The following is a 19182-nucleotide window of genomic DNA, read 5'->3' on the forward strand; positions in this document are numbered from 1 at the left end:
AACAGCCCACAGCCCGCCTCAGACGACAATGGCGTCGCCGGCCTCTTCCTTGACCGCCAGGCCAAGCGACCAGCCGAGGTCGCGGGCCGAGGCCGCCGGGTCGGCGAGCTGGGACAACTCGGTCTCGCCAGCGTGGCGGAAGCGGCGGGCGCCATCGGGGGTGAGCGCCTCGACGATCAGCTTCAGCGCCCCGCCCTCGAACCAGGCGTGGGCGCCGATGGCGGTCTTGCAGGAGCCCTCGAGGGCGGCCAGGGCGCCGCGCTCGGCGGCCACGGCGATCATGGTCGGTTCGTGACGCAGGGCCCGCACCCAGGGGGCGTCGCGGTCCGCGACGCGGGTCTCGATAGCCAGCGCCCCCTGGCCCGGCGCAGGCGGGCACTCCACCGGGTCGATCAGGCTCTTGGGCAGGTGGCCCAGGCCCAGGCGGCGGAGGCCGGAATAGGCGAGCAGGATGGCGTCCGCCTCGCCGGCCTCCAGCTTGGCCAGCCGGGTGTCGACGTTGCCGCGCAGCATGGAGACCTTCAGGTCCGGCCGGCGGTGCAGCATCTGGGCCTGGCGGCGCAGGCTAGCGGTGCCGAGGTGGGCGCCCTCCGACAGGTCCTCCAGCCGCTCCGGGCCGCGGGTCAGGAAGGCGTCGCGCGGGTCCTCGCGCTCCGGGTTGGCGGCGATGCACAGGCCGGGCGGCAGTTCGGCCGGCATGTCCTTCAGGGAGTGGACGGCGCAGTCGATGCGGCCCTCCAGCATCGCCTCCTCGATCTCCTTGGTGAACAGGCCCTTGCCGCCGATCTCCAGCAGCCGGCGGTCCTGCACCCGGTCGCCCGTGGTGGTGATGACGATCAGCGGCGCGACCCGCTCCACCTCGGCGGCGTTCTCGGGGTCGGCGCCGAGGGCGGCGGCGATCCGGCGCTGCATCATGCCGGCCTGGGCGAGCGACAGCTTGGAGCCGCGGGCGCCGATGCGGACGGGTCCCGACGGGGCGGGCGGTTGCGTGGGCACGGTGGGCGGTCTACCTGCAAGCCTGAAGACGAGAAGGGCCTGCTACAGGAGCAGGCGCCCCCCGGCAACCGATGAGCCCCGCCCAAACCGTCCCCCACACCGTCCTCGGCCTGGAGACGAGCTGCGACGAGACCGCCGCCGCCGTGGTGCGCCTGGACGGCGAGACGGTCGAGGTGCTGTCGTCGGTGGTGGGCTCTCAGATCGCCGAGCACGCCCCCTACGGCGGCGTGGTGCCGGAGATCGCCGCCCGCGCCCATGTGGAGAGCATCGACGCCATCGCGGACGCGGCGCTGAGGGAAGCGGGCCTGGGCTACGGCGACCTGACGGGCGTGGCCGCGACGGCGGGCCCGGGCCTGGTCGGCGGGGTGATGGTCGGGCTGTCGTTCGGCAAGGCGGTGGCCCTGGCCCGCGGCCTGCCGCTGGTGGCGGTGAACCACCTGGAGGGCCACGCGGTCTCGGCAAGACTGGGCGCGCACCTGCCCTATCCCTTCCTGCTGCTGCTGGTCTCCGGCGGCCACTGCCAGCTGCTGGCGGTGGACGGGGTGGGCGCCTGCCGACGGCTCGGCTCGACCATCGACGACGCGGCCGGCGAGGCCTTCGACAAGATCGCCAAGACGCTCGGCCTGCCCTACCCCGGCGGCCCGGCGCTGGAAAAGCTCGCCGAGGGCGGGGACCCGGAGCGTTTCCCGCTGCCGCGCATGCTGCTCGGCCGCAAGGACTGCGACTTCTCCTTCTCCGGCCTGAAGACCGCCGCGGCGCGCATCGCCGAGGGCCTGAGCGCCGATGACGACAGGCGCGACCTCGCCGCGGCCGTTCAGGCGGCCATCGCCCGCCAGCTGGCCGAGAAGAGCGACCGGGCGATGCAGGCCTATGCCGCCGCCCATCCGGGCGAGGACCTGCGGTTCGTCGTCGCCGGCGGGGTGGCCGCCAACCGGGCGGTGCGGGCGAGGCTTCAGACCGCCGCCGAGGCGCGGGGCTTTACCTTCGCCGCGCCGCCGCTCGCCTACTGCACGGACAATGCCGCGATGATCGCGCTGGCCGGCGCCGAACGCCTGGCGCTGGGCATGGCCGACCCGCTGGACGCCGCCGCCCGGCCGCGCTGGCCGCTGGACGAGGCCGCGGCGGCCGCCAGTCCCACTCACGTTCCAGGCCGAAAGGGCGCCAAGGCATGAAGACGGCGGGAGTCATCGGCGGCGGCGCCTGGGGCACGGCCCTGGCCCAGGTCTGCGCCCGGGCCGGGCTGGACGTGGTGCTCTGGGCCCGGGAGCCGGAGGTGGTCGAGGCGGTCAACGCCCGCCACGAGAACAGCCTGTTCCTGCCCGGCGTGCCGCTGGAGGCGTCGATCCGCGCCACGGGCGATCTCGCCGACCTCGGCGACCGCGACCTGATCCTGGCGGTGGCGCCGGCCCAGCACCTGCGGAGCACGCTGACCGCCTTCGCCCCGCACGTCCGCGAGGGCCTGCCCATCGTGCTCTGCTCCAAGGGCGTGGAGCAGGGCTCGCTGAAGCTCATGACCGAGGTGCTCGCCGAGACCATACCGCAGGCCGCGCCGGCGGTGCTGTCCGGCCCCTCCTTCGCCGGCGAGGTGGCCAGGGGGCTGCCCACCGCCGTCACCCTGGCCTGCCCGGACGAGGGCTGCGCCGAGGCCCTCGGCGAGGCCATCGCCACCCCGACCTTCCGGCCCTACTTCGCCAACGACATGATCGGCGCGGAGGCCGGCGGGGCGATCAAGAACGTGCTGGCCATCGCCACCGGCATCGTCGAGGGCCGCGGCCTGGGTCGCTCGGCGCACGCGGCCCTGATCACCCGCGGCTTCTCGGAGCTCACCCGCATCGCCGTGGCCCTGGGCGGGGAGGCGGAGACCGTCGCCGGCCTCTGCGGCCTGGGCGACCTGGTGCTCACCTGCTCCAGCCCGCAGTCGCGCAACATGAGCGTCGGCCTGGCGCTGGGCGGCGGCCAGACCCTGGAGCAGGCGCTGGCGGGCAAGCTGTCGGTGGCCGAGGGCGTGGCGTCCGCGCCCGCCGTGCGCCAGCTCGCCCGCAAGCTCGGCGTCGACGTGCCGATCTGCGAGGCCGTAGCCGCCATCCTGGCCGGGGAGGTCGGCGTCGACGACGCCATCCGCGGCCTGCTCTCCCGTCCCCTTCGCGAGGAACGCTGAATGCCGCTCTACGTCCTGGCCTGCTTCGACAAGGAAAACGCGCTCGACCTGCGCATGGCCACCCGCGAGGCCCACCTCGCCTGGGCCCGCGACCAGCACGGGAAGATCCGCATGGCCGGGCCGATGCTGAGCGAGAGCGACGCCATGGCGGGCTCGCTGTTCTTCCTCGAGGCCGAGAACGAGGCCGAGGTGCGCGCCTTCAACGCCGAGGACCCCTACACCAAGGCCGGCCTCTGGGACCGCGTCGAGATCAAGCGGTTCCGGTCCACCCTTGGCCAGCCGCTCTGAGGCCAACCCGGCGCGGCCGCCGCCGGGAACCCGCCTCTGCACGCTCGACGAGATCGCCGATCCCGGCGGCAAGGGTTTCCGCTTCCGCGCCGACACGCGCCTGTTCGCCGGCTTCGTGGTCCGGAGCGGCGAGACCGTCGCCGGCTATGTGGATTCCTGTCCGCACGCTGGCTGGCCGCTGGCGGCGCTGGACGACCGCTACCTGACCAAATCCGGCGAGCACATCCTGTGCTCCGGCCACGGCGCCCTATTCGCCCTGGACGGCCGGTGCGTCGCCGGGCCCTGCGTGGGGGATCGGCTCACGCCCTGGGCGGTGACTGTGCGGGATGGCGAGGTGTTCACCGCCTGAGCCGTTCGCCCAACCGCGTTCGGCGCGTTAACGGCTTGATTTTCCAGCCGTTCGCCTCGGTATGGTTAATGGCGGATTAAAGAAATGACTCGCCTTGCGGGCGTCTTTCGCCTATCGGGTCGCCGCTCAAGCCAAAGCTTCGAGGGGCCTGGAGCGTCGTGCTTTCCCGTATCCGAGACCGGTTGCGCCGCCTGCCGACGGACGGCCCCCAGCTGGCCCTGGCCGCCGGCCTGGCCGTGGTCGTGGCGCTGTCGGGGCTCGCCCTCTCCGGCTTCACCTTCGCCCGCGTCGCCCCGAGCAACGCCGTCGGCCAGCCGCCGCCGGCCGGCCTGCAGCGCGCCTCCGTGGCGCTCACCGCCGCCTCCGTCGCGATCGAGGGCGAGACGGACCTGATCCGCCTGCAGGACCTGAGCCCCGAGGCGGCCCGCCTCTGGAACGCCTCCAATCCCGTCTCCGACCTGCCGAACCCGGCGGCGCGACCATTCTTCCTCAAGACCGAGGGCGTGCTGGACGAAGCCCGCGCCATCGACTGCATGACGGCCGCCATCTACTACGAGGCCGCCTACGAGAGCGCCGACGGCCAGCGCGCCGTGGCCCAGGTGGTGCTGAACCGCATGCGCCACCCGGCCTTCCCGAAGACCGTCTGCGGGGTCGTCTTCCAGGGCTCCGAGCGCGCCACCGGCTGCCAGTTCACCTTCACCTGCGACGGCGCGCTGGCGCGCAAGCCGGACGAGGAGGGCTGGGCCCGCGCCCGCAAGGTCGCCGAGGCCGCGCTCAACGGCTACGTGATGAAGAAGGTGGGCAACGCCACCCACTACCACGCCGATTACGTCGCCCCGTACTGGAGCCCGAGCCTGGTGAAGGTGGGGACCATCGGCGCGCACATCTTCTACCGCTGGACCGGTGCGTCCGGCCTGCCGCCGGCCTTCGGCGGCCGCTATGCCGGCGGCGAGGCCCGCGGCGTGCAGATGGCCGCGATCGACAACCTGTCCAGCCCGGAAGGCAAGCTCTCGCTGGTCTCCAACGTCTCGGAGGTCGCCCACGCGGTGGCGCCGGACGCGGTGGAGGAAGCCGCCCCCGAGCCGGCCGCCCTCGAGGCCGAGCCGGACCTGGTGGTCGCCGCCGAGGCCGTGGGCGTGAACGCCCAGGCGATCACCCGGCCGGAGGACCTCGACTGGCAGGGCCGTCCCCGGCAGAAGGCCCCGCCGCGCATCGCCGCGCCGTCGGCCATGGGCCCGCCGAAGTTCTAGAGACGAAGCCGGGCGGCCGTCAGAAGTCGACGGCGATGCCCTTGCGCTCCCAGTCGCCGAAGCGCGTGGGCTCCGGCCCCCTCGGTCCGCCCTCCTCGGGCGCGCGGGCGGCGGCCTCGGCGGCCTGACGGCGGGCTTCCGCCTCCTCGAGTGCGCGGCGGGCTTCCGGGCTCAGCGCCTTGCCGGGCGCGGCGTTGGGCGGGGTGTCGGTCATGCCGCCTTCTACGCCGTGACCGCGGTCACGTCCAAGCCTCGCCAATTCCGGAGAACGCGGATATACCGCAACCCACGTTTTCGGGGGAAAACTCACAATGTCTCGGATCTCGATCGCCTTCTTCATGGCGGCGGTGCTCTACGCGCTGGCCGGCATGGGGCTGGGCATGTTCATGGGCGCGTCGCAGGACTTCACCATGCGGCCGCTGCACGCCCACATCAATCTGCTGGGCTGGGCCACCCTGGGCCTCATGGGCGCCTTCTACGGCGTCGCCGGCGCCCGGGCCCCGCAGCGGCTGGGCTGGGTGGTCTTCGGCATGATGAACGCCGGCAACCTGATGCTGCTCAGCATGCTCTACGTGCTCCTGCAGGGAAAACCGCCGATCCTGCCGATCCTGCTGGGCGGCGAGGCCACGGTGGTGCTCTCCATGGCCCTATTCGGCGCCTCTGTCCTGATGTCCGGCCGCCAGCCCGCCGCGACGGACGCCGGCATCGAGCCCTTGCGCCGGGCCGCGTAAGGGGGCAACCCGCGCGGGTGAACGACATCCGATCCCAGGACGCCCCCGGGCGTCCCGCCCGCGCCGCCGCCCTCGACCTGCTCGCCGCCGCGCTCTCGCGCCGCGCCGGCCTCGACGAGGGCCTCGCGCATCCGGCCCTGAAGGCGCTGTCGCCCCGCGACCGCGCCTTCGCCCGCGCCCTGGTGATGGCCACGCTCCGGCGGCTCGGCCCCATCGACGCGGCCCTGCAGGCCCGGCTCCAGAAGCCGCCGCCGGAGCGGGTGGTGAACCTGCTGCGCCTGGGCGCCGCCCAGCTCTTCGTGCTGAACACCCCGGCCCACGCCGCGGTGGACGCGACGGTGGACCTGGCGGCGTCCGACAACGCCACGCGGCCGTTCAAGAACCTGGTCAACGCCGTGCTCCGCGCCCTGACGCGGGAGCCGCCGGAGCTCGGCGACCCCGACCTCCTGGCGCCGAGCTGGCTCTACGCCCGCTGGCGCGCGGCCTATGGCGAGGCCGAGGCCCGCGCCGTCGCCGCCCAGATCGCCGAGGAGCCGGCCACCGACCTGAGCCTGAAGGACCCGGCCGCCGCGACCGACCTCGCCGTCGGCCTGGAAGCCGAGGTGCTGCCCGGCGGCAGCCTGCGCACCGCCCTGAAGGGCGAGGTCTCGGCCTGGCCCGGCTTCGCGGAAGGCCTGTGGTGGGTGCAGGACGCCTCGGCGGCCATCCCTGCGCGCCTGCTCGGTATCGAGCCCGGCCAGACCGCGCTGGACCTCTGCGCGGCGCCGGGCGGCAAGACCCTGCAGCTCGCCGCCCTGGGCGCGCGGACCACGGCGCTCGACAAGTCGGCCGGCCGGGTGAAGCGGGTGTCCGAGAACCTCGCGCGCACGGGGCTCGCCGCCGAGGTGGTCGTCGCCGACGCCGCCCAGTGGGCCGACCGCCGCCGGTTCGACGCGGTTCTGCTGGACGCCCCCTGCTCGGCCACCGGCACCTTCCGCCGCCACCCCGACGTGCTGTGGGCGGCGAAGCCGGGGGACATCGCCAGCCTTGCGGCCCTGCAGAGCCGGCTGCTCGACGCCGCCGGCCGGCGGGTGAAGGCCGGCGGGCGCCTCGTCTACTGCGTCTGCTCGCTGGAACCCGAGGAGGGCCAGCCGCAGGTGGACGCCTTCCTGGCCCGCACGCCGGAGTTCGCGCTGGAGCCCGTCGCGCCGGGCGAGGGCGGGGCCCCCGAGGCCAGCCTGACCGACGCGGGGACCCTGCGCATCCTGCCCCACCACCGCGCCGGCGGGACCGACGGCTTCTTCATCGCGCGGATGCGTCGGAAGGCCGACATGACGCAGGGGGCCCCCTAGCCCCTGCGGCCGCATCAGATTAAGTCCGGGTTCCATGGCGGGCACCAAGACCATCATCGCGCCTTCGATCCTGGCGTCGGACTTCTCCCGGCTCGGCGAGGAGGTGCGCGCCATCGAGGCGGCCGGCGCCGACTGGGTGCACGTGGACGTCATGGACGGCCATTTCGTGCCCAACATCACCATCGGCCCGGACGTGGTGAAGGCGCTCCGGCCGCATTCGAAGCTGCCGTTCGACGTCCACCTGATGATCTCCCCGGCCGACCCGTACCTGGAGGCGTTCCGGGCGGCCGGCGCGGACCTGATCAGCGTGCACCCGGAGGCCGGGCCGCACCTGAACCGCACGCTGCGGCGCATCCGCGAGCTGGGCGCCAAGGCCGGCGTGGTCTTCAACCCCTCCACCGACCCTTCCGTCATCCAGTGGATGATGGACGACGTCGACCTCGTCCTGGTGATGAGCGTGAACCCGGGCTTCGGCGGCCAGAGCTTCCTGTCGGCCCAGCTGAAGAAGGTGGAGCGCCTGCGGCAGATGATCGACGCCTCGGGGCGCGACATCCTCCTGGAGGTGGACGGCGGCGTGACCCCGGAGACCGCGCCGCTGTGCATCGCAGCGGGCGCCACGGCGCTGGTCGCCGGCAGCGCCGTGTTCCGCGGCGGGCCGGGCGCCTACGCGGCCAACATCTCGGCCCTTCGCGGCGGCTGAGGGGAAGGACGGGGGCATGGCCGGGCCGATCGCCAGCCTCCCCGGCCGCAATGCCGCCGTCGCCATCGGCGTCGCGGCGCGCCGCCAGCTCGCCGCCGAATGGCGCGGCACCGCCCTGCACCGCTGGACCCTGGCGCGGCCCAAGCCCGAGGGCCTGAGCGCCGCGCCGCGGGACCTGCGCCCCGTGGACGCCGAGAACGGCGCGCGCATCCTGGCCGGCGCCTTCGTGCTCGCGGGCGCGACCCTGACCACCGGCCCGCGCGGCGATCCCTGGGACCGGCCGAGCCCCGACCGGGCGTTCGCCGTCGCCCTGCACCGCATGGCCTGGCTGCGCGACGTGGTGGCGGCCGGCGCGCCGGGCCCGTCGGAAGGCCTGCGCCTGGTGCTTGAGTGGCGGCGCGCCTTCGGCCGCTGGAACGGATTTTCCTGGAGCCCGGACGTGCTCGAGCGGCGGGTGTTCAACCTCGCCTGCGCCGTCCGGACGATCTGCACCCGCGCCTCCGAGGCCGAGGCCGCCAACGTCGCCCTCGACCTTGCCCGCCAGGCGCGGTTCCTGCTGCAGGCCGAGGAAGGCCCGGTGCGCGCCGCCGAGCGGGCCTGCGCCGCCGCGGTGGCGGCCACGGCGCTGGGCGGCCGGCCGGGCGAGCGCCTGCTGACCGACGCGCTGGCGAAGCTGGAGCGCGCCCTTCCCGCCACCGTCGACGCCGACGGCGGCCACGCCACGCGCAGCCCGCAGGCGGCGCTGGAGCTGCTGTTCGACCTGCGCACCCTGGACGACGCCCTGGTGCAGCGCGGCGTCGCCCCGCCCGATGAGGTGATGCGCGCCATCGACCGGCTGGCCGGGGCCGTGCGCTTCTTCACCCTGGCCGACGGGCGGCTGGCCGCCTTCCAGGGCGGCGAGGAGCTGCAGCCGGCCTATGTCGCCGCCGCCCGCGCCCGGGACGAGGCCGAGGAACGCCCCATCCCGGCGGCCCGCAACGGCTACCAGCGGCTGGAGGCCCGCTCCCTGCAGGTGATGGCCGACGCCGGGCCTCCGGCGGCCGGGGCCTGGAGCATGGCAGCCTGCGCCCAGCCGATGGCGATCGAGGTGCTGGCCGGCGCCCGGCGGCTGATCGTCGGGGCCGGCTGGTCGCCGGACGCCCAGGGGCCTCAGGCCATGCGCCTGGTGGACGCCGCCTCTACCGCCTCCATCGGCGACGCCTCATGCGGCGAGCCGCTGCGCGGCTTCCCCGCGCGGGTGCTGGGACCCCGCCTGGTCGGCGCGGTGGACGCCGTCGAGGCCCGCCGCCACGAGGCGCCCGGCGCGCTCTGGCTGGAGCTGGCGCACGACGGATGGGCCCGCCGCTTCGGCCTGCGCCACGAGCGGCGGCTCTACATCGACGTCGAGGCCGACGAGCTGCGTGGCGAGGACCGCTTCACCCCGGCCGGCGCCAAGGGGGCCGGCGGCGGGCGCAAGTTCGTGCCCTTCATGGTCCGCTTCCACCTGCACCCGCAGGTGAACGCCCTGATCGCCCGCGACAAGAAGAGCGTCCTGCTCAAGCCCGAGGGGCAGGAACAGGGCTGGTGGCTGCGCAACGACGCCATCGAGGTCGCCATCGAGCCCTCGGTCCACTACCAGGAAGGCCATCCGCGCCGCTCCCAGCAGATCGTGCTGCGCGGCCAGGCCCGGCTGGAGACCGGCGCGCGCATCCGCTGGAAGCTGAGCGCCGCGGAGTCGCGTTGACGCCGGCCGGCGGCGCGCGTAGCACCACCGCCAACTCCGCGTGACTGGCGATCAAGGTGGGAAACCACCGGGGAGCGCGTGAGGCCATATCCCGCCGCTCGCCTGGGCATCTCAGACTCTTTCCAGAGGAGAATGCCGTGCCCGCCGCCCCCGACTTCCCGCCCGCTCCGGACCAGGTCCGGATCCGCCGCGCCCTGATCTCGGTCTCCGACAAGACCGGCCTCGTCGACGCCGCCCGCGTGCTGGCGGAGATGGGCGTGGAGCTGGTCTCCACCGGCGGCACCCGCAAGGCGATCGCCGACGCCGGCCTGGCCGTGAAGGACATCTCCGAGCTGACCGGCTTCCCGGAGATGATGGACGGGCGGGTGAAGACCCTGCACCCGGTGGTGCACGGCGGCCTGCTGGGCGTGCGCGACGCGCCCGAGCACAGGCGTGCGATGGACGAGCACGGCATCGGCGCCATCGACCTCGTCTATGTGAACCTCTACCCCTTCGAGGCGACCGTCGCCGCCGGCGCGGACTACGAGACCGCCGTCGAGAACATCGACATCGGCGGGCCGGCGATGATCCGCTCGGCGGCCAAGAACCACGGCTATGTGGCGGTCTGCACCGAGCCCTCGGACCTCACCGAGGTGCTGGAGGCGCTGAAGGCCGACGGCGCGACGTCGCTGGACCTGCGCAAGCGGCTGGCGGCGCGCGCCTATGCGCGGACGGCGGCCTATGACGCGGCGATCTCCGGCTGGTTCGCGGCCCAGCTGGGCGAGGACGCGCCCCGGCGCATGAGCCTCTCCGGCGAGCTCGCCCAGACCATGCGCTACGGCGAGAACCCGCATCAGAAGGCGGCCTTCTACCGCTTCCCCAACCCGCGCACCGGCGTCGCCACGGCCCGCCAGCTGCAGGGCAAGGAGCTCAGCTACAACAACATCAACGACACCGACGCGGCGTTCGAGCTGATCGCGGAGTTCGCGCCGGAAGCCGGCCCCGCCTGCGCGATCATCAAGCACGCCAATCCGTGCGGCGTGGCCACCGGCGGGACCCTGGCGCAGGCGTACGAGCGCGCCCTGGCCTGCGACCCCACGAGCGCCTTCGGCGGCATCGTGGCCCTGAACGCGACGCTGGACGCGGCCACGGCCCGGCAGGTGCTGGAGGTGTTCACCGAGGTGGTGATCGCCCCCGACGCCGACGAGGAAGCCGTCGCCCTGTTCCGCAAGAAGAAGAACGTCCGGCTGCTGGTCACCGGCGGCCTGCCCGACCCGCGCGAGCCCGGCGTCACCTTCAAGTCGGTGTCCGGCGGCTTCCTCGTGCAGGGCCGCGACGACGCGCGCCTGACGCCGGCCGATCTGAAGGTGGTGACGAAGCGCGCGCCGACCGAGGCCGAGGTGGCCGACATGCTGTTCGCCTTCACCATCGCCAAGCACGTGAAGTCGAACGCCATCGTCTATGCCAAGGCCGGCCAGACCCTGGGCGTCGGCGCGGGCCAGATGAACCGCAAGGACTCCGCCCGGATCGCCGCCCTGCGCGCCGCCGACTTCGGCCTGGACCTGACCGGCTCGGCCTGCGCCTCGGAGGCCTTCTTCCCGTTCGCCGACGGCCTGATCCAGGCCGCCGACGCCGGCTGCACCGCGGTGATCCAGCCCGGCGGCTCGGTGCGCGACGAGGAGGTCATCGCCGCCGCCGACGAACGCGGCCTGGCGATGGTGTTCACCGGCGTGCGGGTGTTCCGGCACTAGGGAGCTCTTCCCTCCCCGTGAAGGGGAGGGAAACGCCTACGCCCGCTTCCGCCCCCCCGCGGCCTCGGTCGCCAGCTCGCGCAGGGCGGCGTTGGCGATGGTGAGCTTGGCGAAGGTCCAGGCGCCGCCGGCCGCCTCGATCTCCTCGATCACCTTCAGCGCCGCGCCCGCCTGGTCGCGCCTGAGCGCCGCCCAGGAGGCCACCGCGTCGCGGGCGTGGTCGGCGTCCTCGCCGGCCTGCTTGCCGCCCGCGAAGTCCATGATCGCCCGGGTGAGCTGGGCCTGTTCGGCCAGCATGTCCTCGATCAGACGGCGAAGCGCCGTCCGCTCGAAGGCGTCGCCCACCGCATAGCCGCCCGCCGCCGCCCGCAGCCGGTCGAAGGCGAAGGCGGCGCCCGCGGCGTTGTAGAGCCGCGCGACGTTGGGCAGCGGCCAGCTGGAGGCCTCGGCGAGGTCCACCAGGTCGGCGGCCGTGGTCAGGGACTGCAGCATGGCCACCGAGCGGGCCAGGTCGGCCGGCGCGCCGGCCTCGGTGAGCTGGCCGATGCGGTGCGCGATGCCGGCCTTCTCCACCGGCGAGACGGCGGCGGGCGTCAGGCCCTTCAGCGCCCGGAAGCCCGGGGCGTACCGGCGGATCAGGCCCTCGACGTCCAGCCGCTCGCGGGCCGCGCGGCGGGCCAGCCAGAAGGTCGCGCCGCGCAGGGCGGCGACCATGCGGCGGTAGAGCGCCATCTGGCCCGCGGCCGGGATCTTCCCGTCCAGCGCGCCCACGGCGTCCCACAGGGGCTCGATCTCCAGCACCGCCTTGGCCGCCTCGTAGCCGGCCACGAAGGCGGCCACGTCGCAGCCCGCAGCCGCCATCAGCCGCGAGGGGAAGCTCGGGCCGCAGCGGTTGATCACGTCGTTGGCGATGACGGTGGCGATGATCTCGCGCCGCAGGCGGTGGCGGCGCATGGGCTCGGCCCACCGGCGCAGCGGCTTCGGGAAGTAGCCCTCCAGCCGGTCCTCGAAGAAGGCGTCGTCGGGGGCGTGGCTGGCCACCAGCTCGCGCTTCAGCTCGAGCTTGCCGTAGGCCAGCAGCACCGCCAGCTCGGGACGGGTCAGGCCGCGGCCCGCCGCCATGCGCTCGGCGACGGCGGCCGCGTCGGGCAGACCCTCCACCGTGCGGTCGAGGCGGCCCGCATGCTCCAGCTCGCTCATGAACCGGGCGTGCGGCTCCAGTTCGCCGGCCGCGTCCATCTCCAGCAGCGAGAGCGCCAGGGTCTGGTCGTAGTTGTGGGCCAGGACGTGAGCGGCCACGTCGTCGACCATCGACTTCAGCAGGGTGTCGCGCTTCTTGCGCGTAAGCTCCCCGGTGCGCTCCAGCATGCCGGTGAGGATCTTGATGTTCACCTCGTGGTCGGAGGAGTCCACGCCGGCCGAGTTATCGATCGCGTCGGTGTTGATCCTTCCGCCCCGGCTGGCGAACTCGATCCGGCCCGCCTGGGTCAGGCCCAGGTTGGCCCCCTCGCCCACCACCTTCACCCGCAGGTCCGAGCCATTGACGCGGATGGCGTCGTTGGCCTTGTCGCCGACCTCGGCGTTGGCCTCGTGGCGCGCCTTCACATAGGTGCCGATGCCGCCGAGGTAGAGCAGCTCCGCCGGCGCCTTCAGGATGGCGTTGATCAGCTCGGCCGGGGAGAGCGCCTCGGCCTCGACGCCGAGCATGGCCCGGACCTGCGGCGTCAGCGGGATCTCCTTCTGGCTGCGCGGGAAGACGCCGCCGCCCTTCGAGATGACCTTGCGGTCGTAGTCGTCCCACGAGGAGCGCGGCAGCTCGAACATCCGCTTGCGCTCGGCCCAGGACGCCGCCGGGTCCGGATCGGGATCGAGGAAGATGTGGCGGTGGTCGAAGGCGGCGAGCAGGCGCGTCTGCCGCGACAGCAGCATGCCGTTGCCGAACACGTCGCCCGACATGTCCCCGCAGCCGACCACGGTGAAGGGCTCGGACTGGATGTCCTTGCCCAGCTCCCGGAAGTGGCGCTTCACCGCCTCCCAGGCGCCGCGGGCAGTGATGCCCATGACCTTGTGGTCATAGCCGGCCGAGCCGCCGGAGGCGAAGGCGTCGCCCAACCAGAAGCCGTAGGACTCGGCGATGCCGTTGGCGATGTCGGAGAAGGTCGCCGTCCCCTTGTCGGCGGCGACCACCAGGTAGGGATCGTCGCCGTCGTGGGCGATCACCGCCTCGGGACGGATCACCTTGCCCGTCGGGCTGAGGTTGTCGGTGATGTCCAGCAGGCCGGAGAGGAAGGTGGTATAGGCGCGGACGCCCTCCGCCCGCACGGCCTCCATCGAGCCGCCCTTCGGCAGCTGCTTGGGATAGAAGCCGCCCTTGGAGCCCACGGGCACGATCACCGCGTTCTTCACCTGCTGGGCCTTCACCAGGCCGAGCACTTCGGTGCGGAAGTCGTCGCGCCGGTCGGACCAGCGCAGGCCGCCCCGCGCCACCGGCCCGAAGCGCAGGTGGACGCCCTCGACGTTGACGCCCCCGACGAAGATCTCACGATAGGGCTTGGGCAGCGGCAGGTCGGCCAGCTCGCCGCTCGCCACCTTGAAGGAGATGTAGGGCTTCACCCCGCCGTCCGCCGCGGGCTGGTAGAAGTTGGTCCGCTGGATCGCGCCGACCAGCAGCGCCAGGCGGCGCAGGACCCGGTCGTCGTCCAGGCTCTCCACGAGCTGCAGGGCGTCGGTGATCTTCTTCATCACCGCCTCGGCCTGGGCCTTGCGGGCCGCCAGGTCGGCGTTGATCGCCGGGTCGAACTTGGTGCGGAAGAGGTCGAGGATCAGCCGCGCCACGCCCGGATGCGCGGACAGCGCCTCCTCCTGCACCCGCTGGGTGGGGTCGAGGCCCGACTGCTGGCGGTAGCGGGCGAGCGCCCGGACCAGCGCCGCCTGGCGCCAGGGAATGGAGAGCTCGAGCACCAGCCGGTTGAAGCCGTCGTTCTCGGTCAGGCCGGTCCAGACCGCGACGACGGCGTCCTCGAAGGCGTCCTTCACCTCGGTGAACACCAGGTGCTCGCCGCGCGGGTCGGTGAGCTCGAAGTCGTGCACCCACACGGGCTCCTGGCCCTCGCGGACGATCTCGAAGCCCGCCTCGGCCATGGCCTTCAGGCCCATGTTCTCGAGGATCGGCAGGACGTCGGCCAGCGGCGCGGGCTCGCCACGCCGGTAGAGCTTGAAGCGGAACTCCAGCGGACCGTCCTCGGGCCTGCGGTAGGCGCGCGCGCGCACCGCCTCCTCGCCGAAGGCCTCGATCTCGGCCACGTCGGCCAGGGCCTCGGCGGCGTCGAAGCGGTCGCGGTAGCCGGCCGGGAAGGCCTCGCGGTAGCGCGCGACGGTCTCGGCGACCTCTTCCGGCGTCCGGCCGCTGGCGCGGACGGCGGCGTCGAACAGGTCTTCCCAGGTGCGCGCGGCCTCGGCGATCTCCGCCTCAAGGGCGCGCAGGTCGGGCCAGGCGTGCTGGCCGGGCGTGAAGCCGATGATGTAGTGGACCCGCGCCAGGGGCGCGTCGGGGAAGTTGGGATAGTAGGCCGACAGCCGCCCGCCGTAGGCCTGGGCCAGGATATCGCCCGCTTTGCGGCGGAGTTCGGAATCGTAGCGGTCGCGCGGCACGAACAGCAGCACCGAGGCGAAGCGGTCGAACGGATCGCGCCGCTCGAACAGCCGCACGCGGGGCCGGTCGTAGAGGTGGAGCACGCCCAGGGCCTGATCGAGGAGGTCGTCCTCGGTCATCTGGAAGAGCTCGTCGCGCGGGTGGTTCTCGACGATGTTCTTCAGCCGCTTGGCGTTGTGGCTGTTCGGCGCGGCGCCGGCGCGCTCCACCACATTGGCGAGCTTCTGGCGGATCAGCGGCACGTTGCTCGCCGGCTGGTCGTAGGCGTCGGCGGTGAACAGGCCCACGAAGCGGACCTCGCCGTTCGGGCGGCCGTCCTCGTCATAGCGCTTGACCCCCACGTAATCCATGTAGCCGCGCCGGTGGACGCGGCTGCGCACGTTGGACTTGGCCACGGTGAGCGCCGGGTCGACCACCAGACGGTCCTTCACCTGGCCCATCAGCAGCGCGGGCTCGTGGGCGCGGCGCAGCACGGTGCGGGCGGGGTCGCGCAGCACGCCCAGGCCGTCCTTCGGCTGGTAGAGCGGCTCCTCGGGCGCGTAGTCGCCGTTCGGCAGCCTCGGGTATTCGTAGACCCGGGCGCCGAGGAAGACGAAGTGCTCCTTGTGCAGCCAGGAGAGGAAGGCGAGGTCCTCGTCGGTGGCCTTCTCGCTGTGCTCGCGCAGCTCGGCGAGGGTCCTGCCCATCAGCTCCAGCATGGCGGGGAAGTCGTCCACGGCGGCGCGGACGTCCGCGAGGGTCTCCTTCACCCCACGGACCAGGGCGGCCTCCCGGTCGGCGCCGATGGGGTCGAGGATCACCTGGATCATGGACTCGCGGCGCGGCGTCCCGGTCTCCCCGCGCAGGCCGGCGCGGTCGCGCTGCACCGTCACGATGGGGTGGAACATCGCCCGCACAGAGAGGCCCTGGTCGGCGATCTCGCCCATGATGGAATCCACCAGGAACGGCGCGTCGTCCTGCACGATCTCCAGCCGGTCGAGGCCGGCGTGGCGGGTCCCGATCACCGGGGTGATGCGGATGGAGGCGCCGCGGCCCCGGCGGCGCTCGCCGAAGCGCCAGAAGTCGGCCAGGTTCTCGGCCAGCTCGGCGGCGGAAAGCTCGGGCACCTCGTCGGTGAGGGCGTCGGCCGAGGCCTGCTCGGCGAAGGCGCGGGCGGCGGCGGCCTGCGGCGCGTCGCCGATGGCGGACATCACCGCGCGCACGAGGCGCGCGTTGGGTCGAAGGGCTCCGGCGCGAGGTGTCTTGCTCATCGCGCAACCCCCGCGCCGGACGCGAGGACGCCGCCGGAGGAGAGTGTCCGGCGGCGTGTGGTCCCGCCGTGGGGGGGCGGCGGGACACTCAGTGCTCGCTGCGTCCGCGGGCTTGGGGGGCGGACGCACCAGCCGAGGAGTTGGGGGCCTCGGCTAACCTCAGATAGGAACGGCAAGCTCAACTTTTAAGTCCTCTGGGAACGTTTCCGTCTGTCGGCCGCCGGCTCCGAGGCGATCGCCTCGTCCAGCGCCTCGTTCGGCTTCTTTTCGCTGCGCAGGCGCAAGGGGTCCCCATCCTCCGAGAGCAGGACCGCGATCCAGCGCGAGGTGGGGAACTGGGCCAGGATCACCATGGCCATGACGGTGAGCGGGGTGGACAGGAAGGCGCCGGCCAGGCCCCAGATCGCCGTCCAGAAGGCCAGCGACAGCAGCACCATCACCGGGTCGATGTTCAGGCTGCGGCCCTGCATGCGCGGATAGATGACGTTGCCCACCACCAGGGTGACGGTCTGCAGCACCGCGAACAGCACGGCGGCCTGCCACAGGGTGTCGAACTGGACGAGCGCCATCACCGGCGGGGCGGCCACGCCGACGACGCCGCCCACCACCGGGATGTAGGAGGAGATGAAGATGACGAAGGTCCAGAAGATCGCGTTGTCGAGGCCGACGGCCACCATGGTCGCCCAGGAGGCGGCGGCGATCATCAGGCCGGTCACCGTCTGCACCCACAGGTACTGCTCGACGCCGTCGCGGATGCGCAGGAAGGCGGCCACCGCCTCCTGCCGCTCCTCGCGCTGGGGGAACAGGTTGACGACCTTGCGCTCCCAGCCCCGGCGCGAGGCGATGATGAAGCCGAGGTAGACCAGGACGAAGGCGGCCGTGGAGGCGAAGTCCTGCAGCCCCTTGGCCACCTGGCCGAGGAAGCGGGTCGGGTTGAGCTGCTGGACGAGGGTGTCGATGGTCGGCGGCACGTCCATGCCGAACAGCCCGGCCAGGCGGGCGAGCAGGCCGTTCAGGCGCGGCGCGTAGCCGGCCAGCTGGCTGGCGAAGGAGGTGGCGTTGTCGGCGATGACATAGGCGGAGCCGCCGAAGATCAGGATCGACAGCACCACCGCCAGCGGCAGGGCGGCGCGGCGGCCGACGCCGGGCAGGCGGTGGTGCAGCACCCGGGCGAAGCCGTCGATCATCACCGCCAGGAACATGGCCAGCGCCAGGGGCGTCAGGATCGGCGAGAGCCAGTAGAGGGCCGCGCCGGTGGCGATCGCCGCCAGGATGGCGAGGGAGACGCGGATCAGCGGCGACTCGAAGGCGCGGGCGGGCATGGAGAGCTTTCGCGTGAGCGGAGGCTGCGACTGTCCCCGGCGGGGGACCCGCCGTCAACGTGGGTAACCCCTACCGGGCTTTGCTTAAGATTGGGAGTAGATTTGCCCTCTCGCCTCGAATTTTCGGCAAGAATGTGACTTCGCCCCCGGCGCGAGTCCCGACTGGCGCCGCCCGGCCGCGATCGGTTAGCCTTCGCCTCCCTGCGCAGAGGAGCCCCGCATGGCCGACGACGGCGTCCTGATCGGCATCGCCGACCAACACCTGCAGCGCCTGCGCCTGGACCGCGCGAACCGGCACGGGCTGGTGGCCGGCGCCACCGGCACCGGCAAGACGGTGACCCTGCAGGTGCTGGCCCAGGGGCTCTCCGACGCCGGCGTCCCGGTCTTCGCCGCCGACGTGAAGGGCGACCTCTCCGGCATCTCCCAGCCCGGCCAGCCCGGCGAGAAGATGCAGGCGCGGGCCGACGCCATGGGGCTGACCCTGCAGCCGGCTGGCGCGCCGGTGGCCTTCTGGGACCTGTTCGGCGAGCAGGGCCACCCGGTCCGCACGACGGTGTCGGAGATGGGGCCGCTGCTGATCGCCCGCATGCTCGAGCTGAACGACGTGCAGGAAGGGGTGCTGACGGTGGTGTTCCGCGCCGCCGACGAGGAGGGCCTGCTGCTCCTCGACCTGAAGGACCTGCAGGCGGCGCTCACCTACGCGGCCGAGAACGCCAAGGCGCTGGGCGCCCGGTACGGCAACGTCTCCCCGGCCACGGTGGCCACCATCCAGCGCAAGCTGCTGATGCTGGAGGACCAGGGCGGGGCCAACCTGTTCGGCGAGCCGGCCCTGCAGCTCTCCGACCTGATGCGCACCGACGGCTCGGGCCGGGGCTATGTGAACCTGCTGGCCGCCGACCGGCTGATCGCCGCACCCCGGCTCTACGCCACCTTCCTGCTCTGGCTGCTGTCGGAGCTGTTCGAGGAGCTGCCGGAGGTGGGGGACCCGGAGAAGCCCCGGCTGGCCTTCTTCTTCGACGAGGCGCACCTCCTGTTCCGCGACGCGCCCAAGGCGCTGCTGGAGAAGGTGGAGCAGGTGGTCCGGCTGATCCGCTCCAAGGGCGTCGGCGTCTATTTCGTCACCCAGAACCCCGCCGACATCCCCGAGACGGTGCTGGGCCAGCTCGGCAACCGGGTGCAGCACGCGCTTCGGGCCTACACCCCGGTGGAGCAGCGCGGCCTGCGCGCGGCGGCCGGGAGCTTCCGCACCAACCCGGCCTTCGACACCGCCGAGGCGATCCAGGCCCTGGGCGTCGGCGAGGCCCTGGTCTCGGTGCTCGACGAGAAGGGCGCGCCGACCATGGTGGCCCGCACCCTCGTCCGGCCGCCGGTCTCGCGCCTCGGGCCGGTGACGCCGGCCGAGCGGGCGGCGGTGATGGCGCAGAGCCCGGTGCGCGGCCTCTACGACCAGCTCCGCGACCGCGAGAGCGCCTACGAGATGCTGCAGGCCAAGACCGCGGCGACGGCGGCGGCCCCCGCGCCCGCGGAGAAGCCGGCCAGGGCGGCGCGCGAGAAGCCGTCGGAGCTGCAGTCCATGGGCGAGGCCTTCGCCAAGTCGATGCTGCGCAGCGTCGGCAGCCAGATCGGCCGGGAGATCATGCGCGGCCTCCTGGGCGGGGTGCGCCGCCGGCGCTGACGGCCGGCAAGGAACAACCGCGCCCCC

At 73.3% G+C, this 19182-nt stretch carries 15 protein-coding genes and 1 riboswitch; of the genes, 11 read left to right on the plus strand and 4 right to left on the minus strand.

Features of this window, described 5'->3' with window-relative positions:
• Positions 1-18 precede the first annotated feature (18 nt).
• Positions 19-996, minus strand: a complete 978-nt coding sequence (gene hemC, locus V7Z97_RS03895) for a hydroxymethylbilane synthase (RefSeq protein WP_334161556.1) — start codon at positions 994-996, stop codon at positions 19-21.
• A gap of 71 nt (positions 997-1067) precedes the next feature.
• Here hemC and tsaD point away from each other — a divergent pair, with 71 nt between their 5' ends.
• The 5 genes from tsaD (at position 1068) to V7Z97_RS03920 (ending at position 5041) form a co-directional block, all read left to right on the plus strand.
• Entirely contained in the window at positions 1068-2168 is a 1101-nt protein-coding gene (gene tsaD / locus V7Z97_RS03900; protein WP_334161557.1) for a tRNA (adenosine(37)-N6)-threonylcarbamoyltransferase complex transferase subunit TsaD, read from the plus strand.
• The gene (locus V7Z97_RS03905) at positions 2165-3154 is read left to right on the plus strand and encodes an NAD(P)H-dependent glycerol-3-phosphate dehydrogenase (RefSeq protein ID WP_334161559.1); all 990 of its coding nucleotides are present in this window, start codon (positions 2165-2167) and stop codon (positions 3152-3154) included. Before tsaD ends, V7Z97_RS03905 begins: the two co-directional genes overlap by 4 nt.
• On the plus strand, positions 3155-3442 hold the full coding sequence (locus V7Z97_RS03910) for a YciI family protein (protein WP_325459201.1): 288 nt from the start codon (positions 3155-3157) through the stop codon (positions 3440-3442).
• Entirely contained in the window at positions 3426-3791 is a 366-nt protein-coding gene (locus V7Z97_RS03915) for a Rieske (2Fe-2S) protein (protein WP_334161560.1), read from the plus strand. The genes V7Z97_RS03910 and V7Z97_RS03915 overlap by 17 nt, the downstream gene beginning before the upstream one ends.
• Positions 3792-3973: 182 nt before the next feature.
• Positions 3974-5041: a cell wall hydrolase gene (locus V7Z97_RS03920; RefSeq protein WP_334161561.1), complete on the plus strand. Its 1068-nt coding sequence runs from the start codon at positions 3974-3976 to the stop codon at positions 5039-5041.
• A 19-nt stretch (positions 5042-5060) separates the two neighbouring features.
• Here the strand turns inward: V7Z97_RS03920 and V7Z97_RS03925 are convergent, their stop codons facing one another.
• Positions 5061-5255 (minus strand): DUF1674 domain-containing protein, encoded by a 195-nt coding sequence (locus V7Z97_RS03925; protein ID WP_334161563.1) that lies wholly within the window; start codon positions 5253-5255, stop codon positions 5061-5063.
• Positions 5256-5352: 97 nt separating this feature from the next.
• On the opposite strand from V7Z97_RS03925, the gene V7Z97_RS03930 reads away from it, so the two are divergent.
• The 5 genes from V7Z97_RS03930 (at position 5353) to purH (ending at position 11256) form a co-directional block, all read left to right on the plus strand.
• Entirely contained in the window at positions 5353-5772 is a 420-nt protein-coding gene (locus V7Z97_RS03930; protein ID WP_334161564.1) for a hypothetical protein, read from the plus strand.
• A 17-nt stretch (positions 5773-5789) separates the two neighbouring features.
• Positions 5790-7103 (plus strand): RsmB/NOP family class I SAM-dependent RNA methyltransferase, encoded by a 1314-nt coding sequence (locus tag V7Z97_RS03935; RefSeq protein WP_334161565.1) that lies wholly within the window; start codon positions 5790-5792, stop codon positions 7101-7103.
• Between the two features lie 34 nt (positions 7104-7137).
• Positions 7138-7803: a ribulose-phosphate 3-epimerase gene (rpe, locus tag V7Z97_RS03940; RefSeq protein ID WP_334161566.1), complete on the plus strand. Its 666-nt coding sequence runs from the start codon at positions 7138-7140 to the stop codon at positions 7801-7803.
• A gap of 16 nt (positions 7804-7819) precedes the next feature.
• The gene (locus V7Z97_RS03945) at positions 7820-9526 is read left to right on the plus strand and encodes a heparinase II/III family protein (protein ID WP_334161567.1); all 1707 of its coding nucleotides are present in this window, start codon (positions 7820-7822) and stop codon (positions 9524-9526) included.
• A gap of 31 nt (positions 9527-9557) precedes the next feature.
• Positions 9558-9641, plus strand: a riboswitch (ZMP/ZTP riboswitch).
• Between the two features lie 22 nt (positions 9642-9663).
• Positions 9664-11256 carry a bifunctional phosphoribosylaminoimidazolecarboxamide formyltransferase/IMP cyclohydrolase gene (gene purH, locus V7Z97_RS03950; RefSeq protein ID WP_334161568.1) on the plus strand — a complete coding sequence of 531 codons (1593 nt, stop codon included), beginning with the start codon at positions 9664-9666 and terminating at the stop codon, positions 11254-11256.
• Positions 11257-11292: 36 nt separating this feature from the next.
• On the opposite strand, the gene V7Z97_RS03955 is transcribed toward purH, so the two are convergent.
• Both V7Z97_RS03955 and V7Z97_RS03960 read right to left on the minus strand, forming a co-directional pair.
• Positions 11293-16158: an NAD-glutamate dehydrogenase gene (locus V7Z97_RS03955; RefSeq protein ID WP_334161569.1), complete on the minus strand. Its 4866-nt coding sequence runs from the start codon at positions 16156-16158 to the stop codon at positions 11293-11295.
• A gap of 185 nt (positions 16159-16343) precedes the next feature.
• Positions 16344-17480, minus strand: coding sequence for an AI-2E family transporter (locus V7Z97_RS03960; protein ID WP_334161570.1), 1137 nt, complete (start codon positions 17478-17480; stop codon positions 16344-16346).
• A 220-nt stretch (positions 17481-17700) separates the two neighbouring features.
• Here V7Z97_RS03960 and V7Z97_RS03965 point away from each other — a divergent pair, with 220 nt between their 5' ends.
• On the plus strand, positions 17701-19155 hold the full coding sequence (locus tag V7Z97_RS03965) for a helicase HerA-like domain-containing protein (RefSeq protein WP_334161571.1): 1455 nt from the start codon (positions 17701-17703) through the stop codon (positions 19153-19155).
• Positions 19156-19182: the final 27 nt, after the last annotated feature.

This window comes from Phenylobacterium sp. (assembly GCF_036821595.1).
Taxonomy (GTDB): Bacteria; Pseudomonadota; Alphaproteobacteria; order Caulobacterales; family Caulobacteraceae; genus Phenylobacterium.

What these genes read in the sequence shown, in the direction of transcription:
- tsaD (WP_334161557.1), top strand. Translation starts at nt 1,068, where the DNA reads ATGAGCCCCGCCCAAACCGTCCCCCACACCGTCCTCGGCCTGGAGACG.
- V7Z97_RS03905 (WP_334161559.1), top strand. Translation starts at nt 2,165, where the DNA reads ATGAAGACGGCGGGAGTCATCGGCGGCGGCGCCTGGGGCACGGCCCTG.
- V7Z97_RS03910 (WP_325459201.1), top strand. Translation starts at nt 3,155, where the DNA reads ATGCCGCTCTACGTCCTGGCCTGCTTCGACAAGGAAAACGCGCTCGAC.
- V7Z97_RS03925 (WP_334161563.1), bottom strand. Translation starts at nt 5,255, where the DNA reads ATGACCGACACCCCGCCCAACGCCGCGCCCGGCAAGGCGCTGAGCCCG.
- V7Z97_RS03930 (WP_334161564.1), top strand. Translation starts at nt 5,353, where the DNA reads ATGTCTCGGATCTCGATCGCCTTCTTCATGGCGGCGGTGCTCTACGCG.
- rpe (WP_334161566.1), top strand. Translation starts at nt 7,138, where the DNA reads ATGGCGGGCACCAAGACCATCATCGCGCCTTCGATCCTGGCGTCGGAC.
- V7Z97_RS03945 (WP_334161567.1), top strand. Translation starts at nt 7,820, where the DNA reads ATGGCCGGGCCGATCGCCAGCCTCCCCGGCCGCAATGCCGCCGTCGCC.
- V7Z97_RS03955 (WP_334161569.1), bottom strand. Translation starts at nt 16,158, where the DNA reads ATGAGCAAGACACCTCGCGCCGGAGCCCTTCGACCCAACGCGCGCCTC.
- V7Z97_RS03960 (WP_334161570.1), bottom strand. Translation starts at nt 17,480, where the DNA reads ATGCCCGCCCGCGCCTTCGAGTCGCCGCTGATCCGCGTCTCCCTCGCC.
- V7Z97_RS03965 (WP_334161571.1), top strand. Translation starts at nt 17,701, where the DNA reads ATGGCCGACGACGGCGTCCTGATCGGCATCGCCGACCAACACCTGCAG.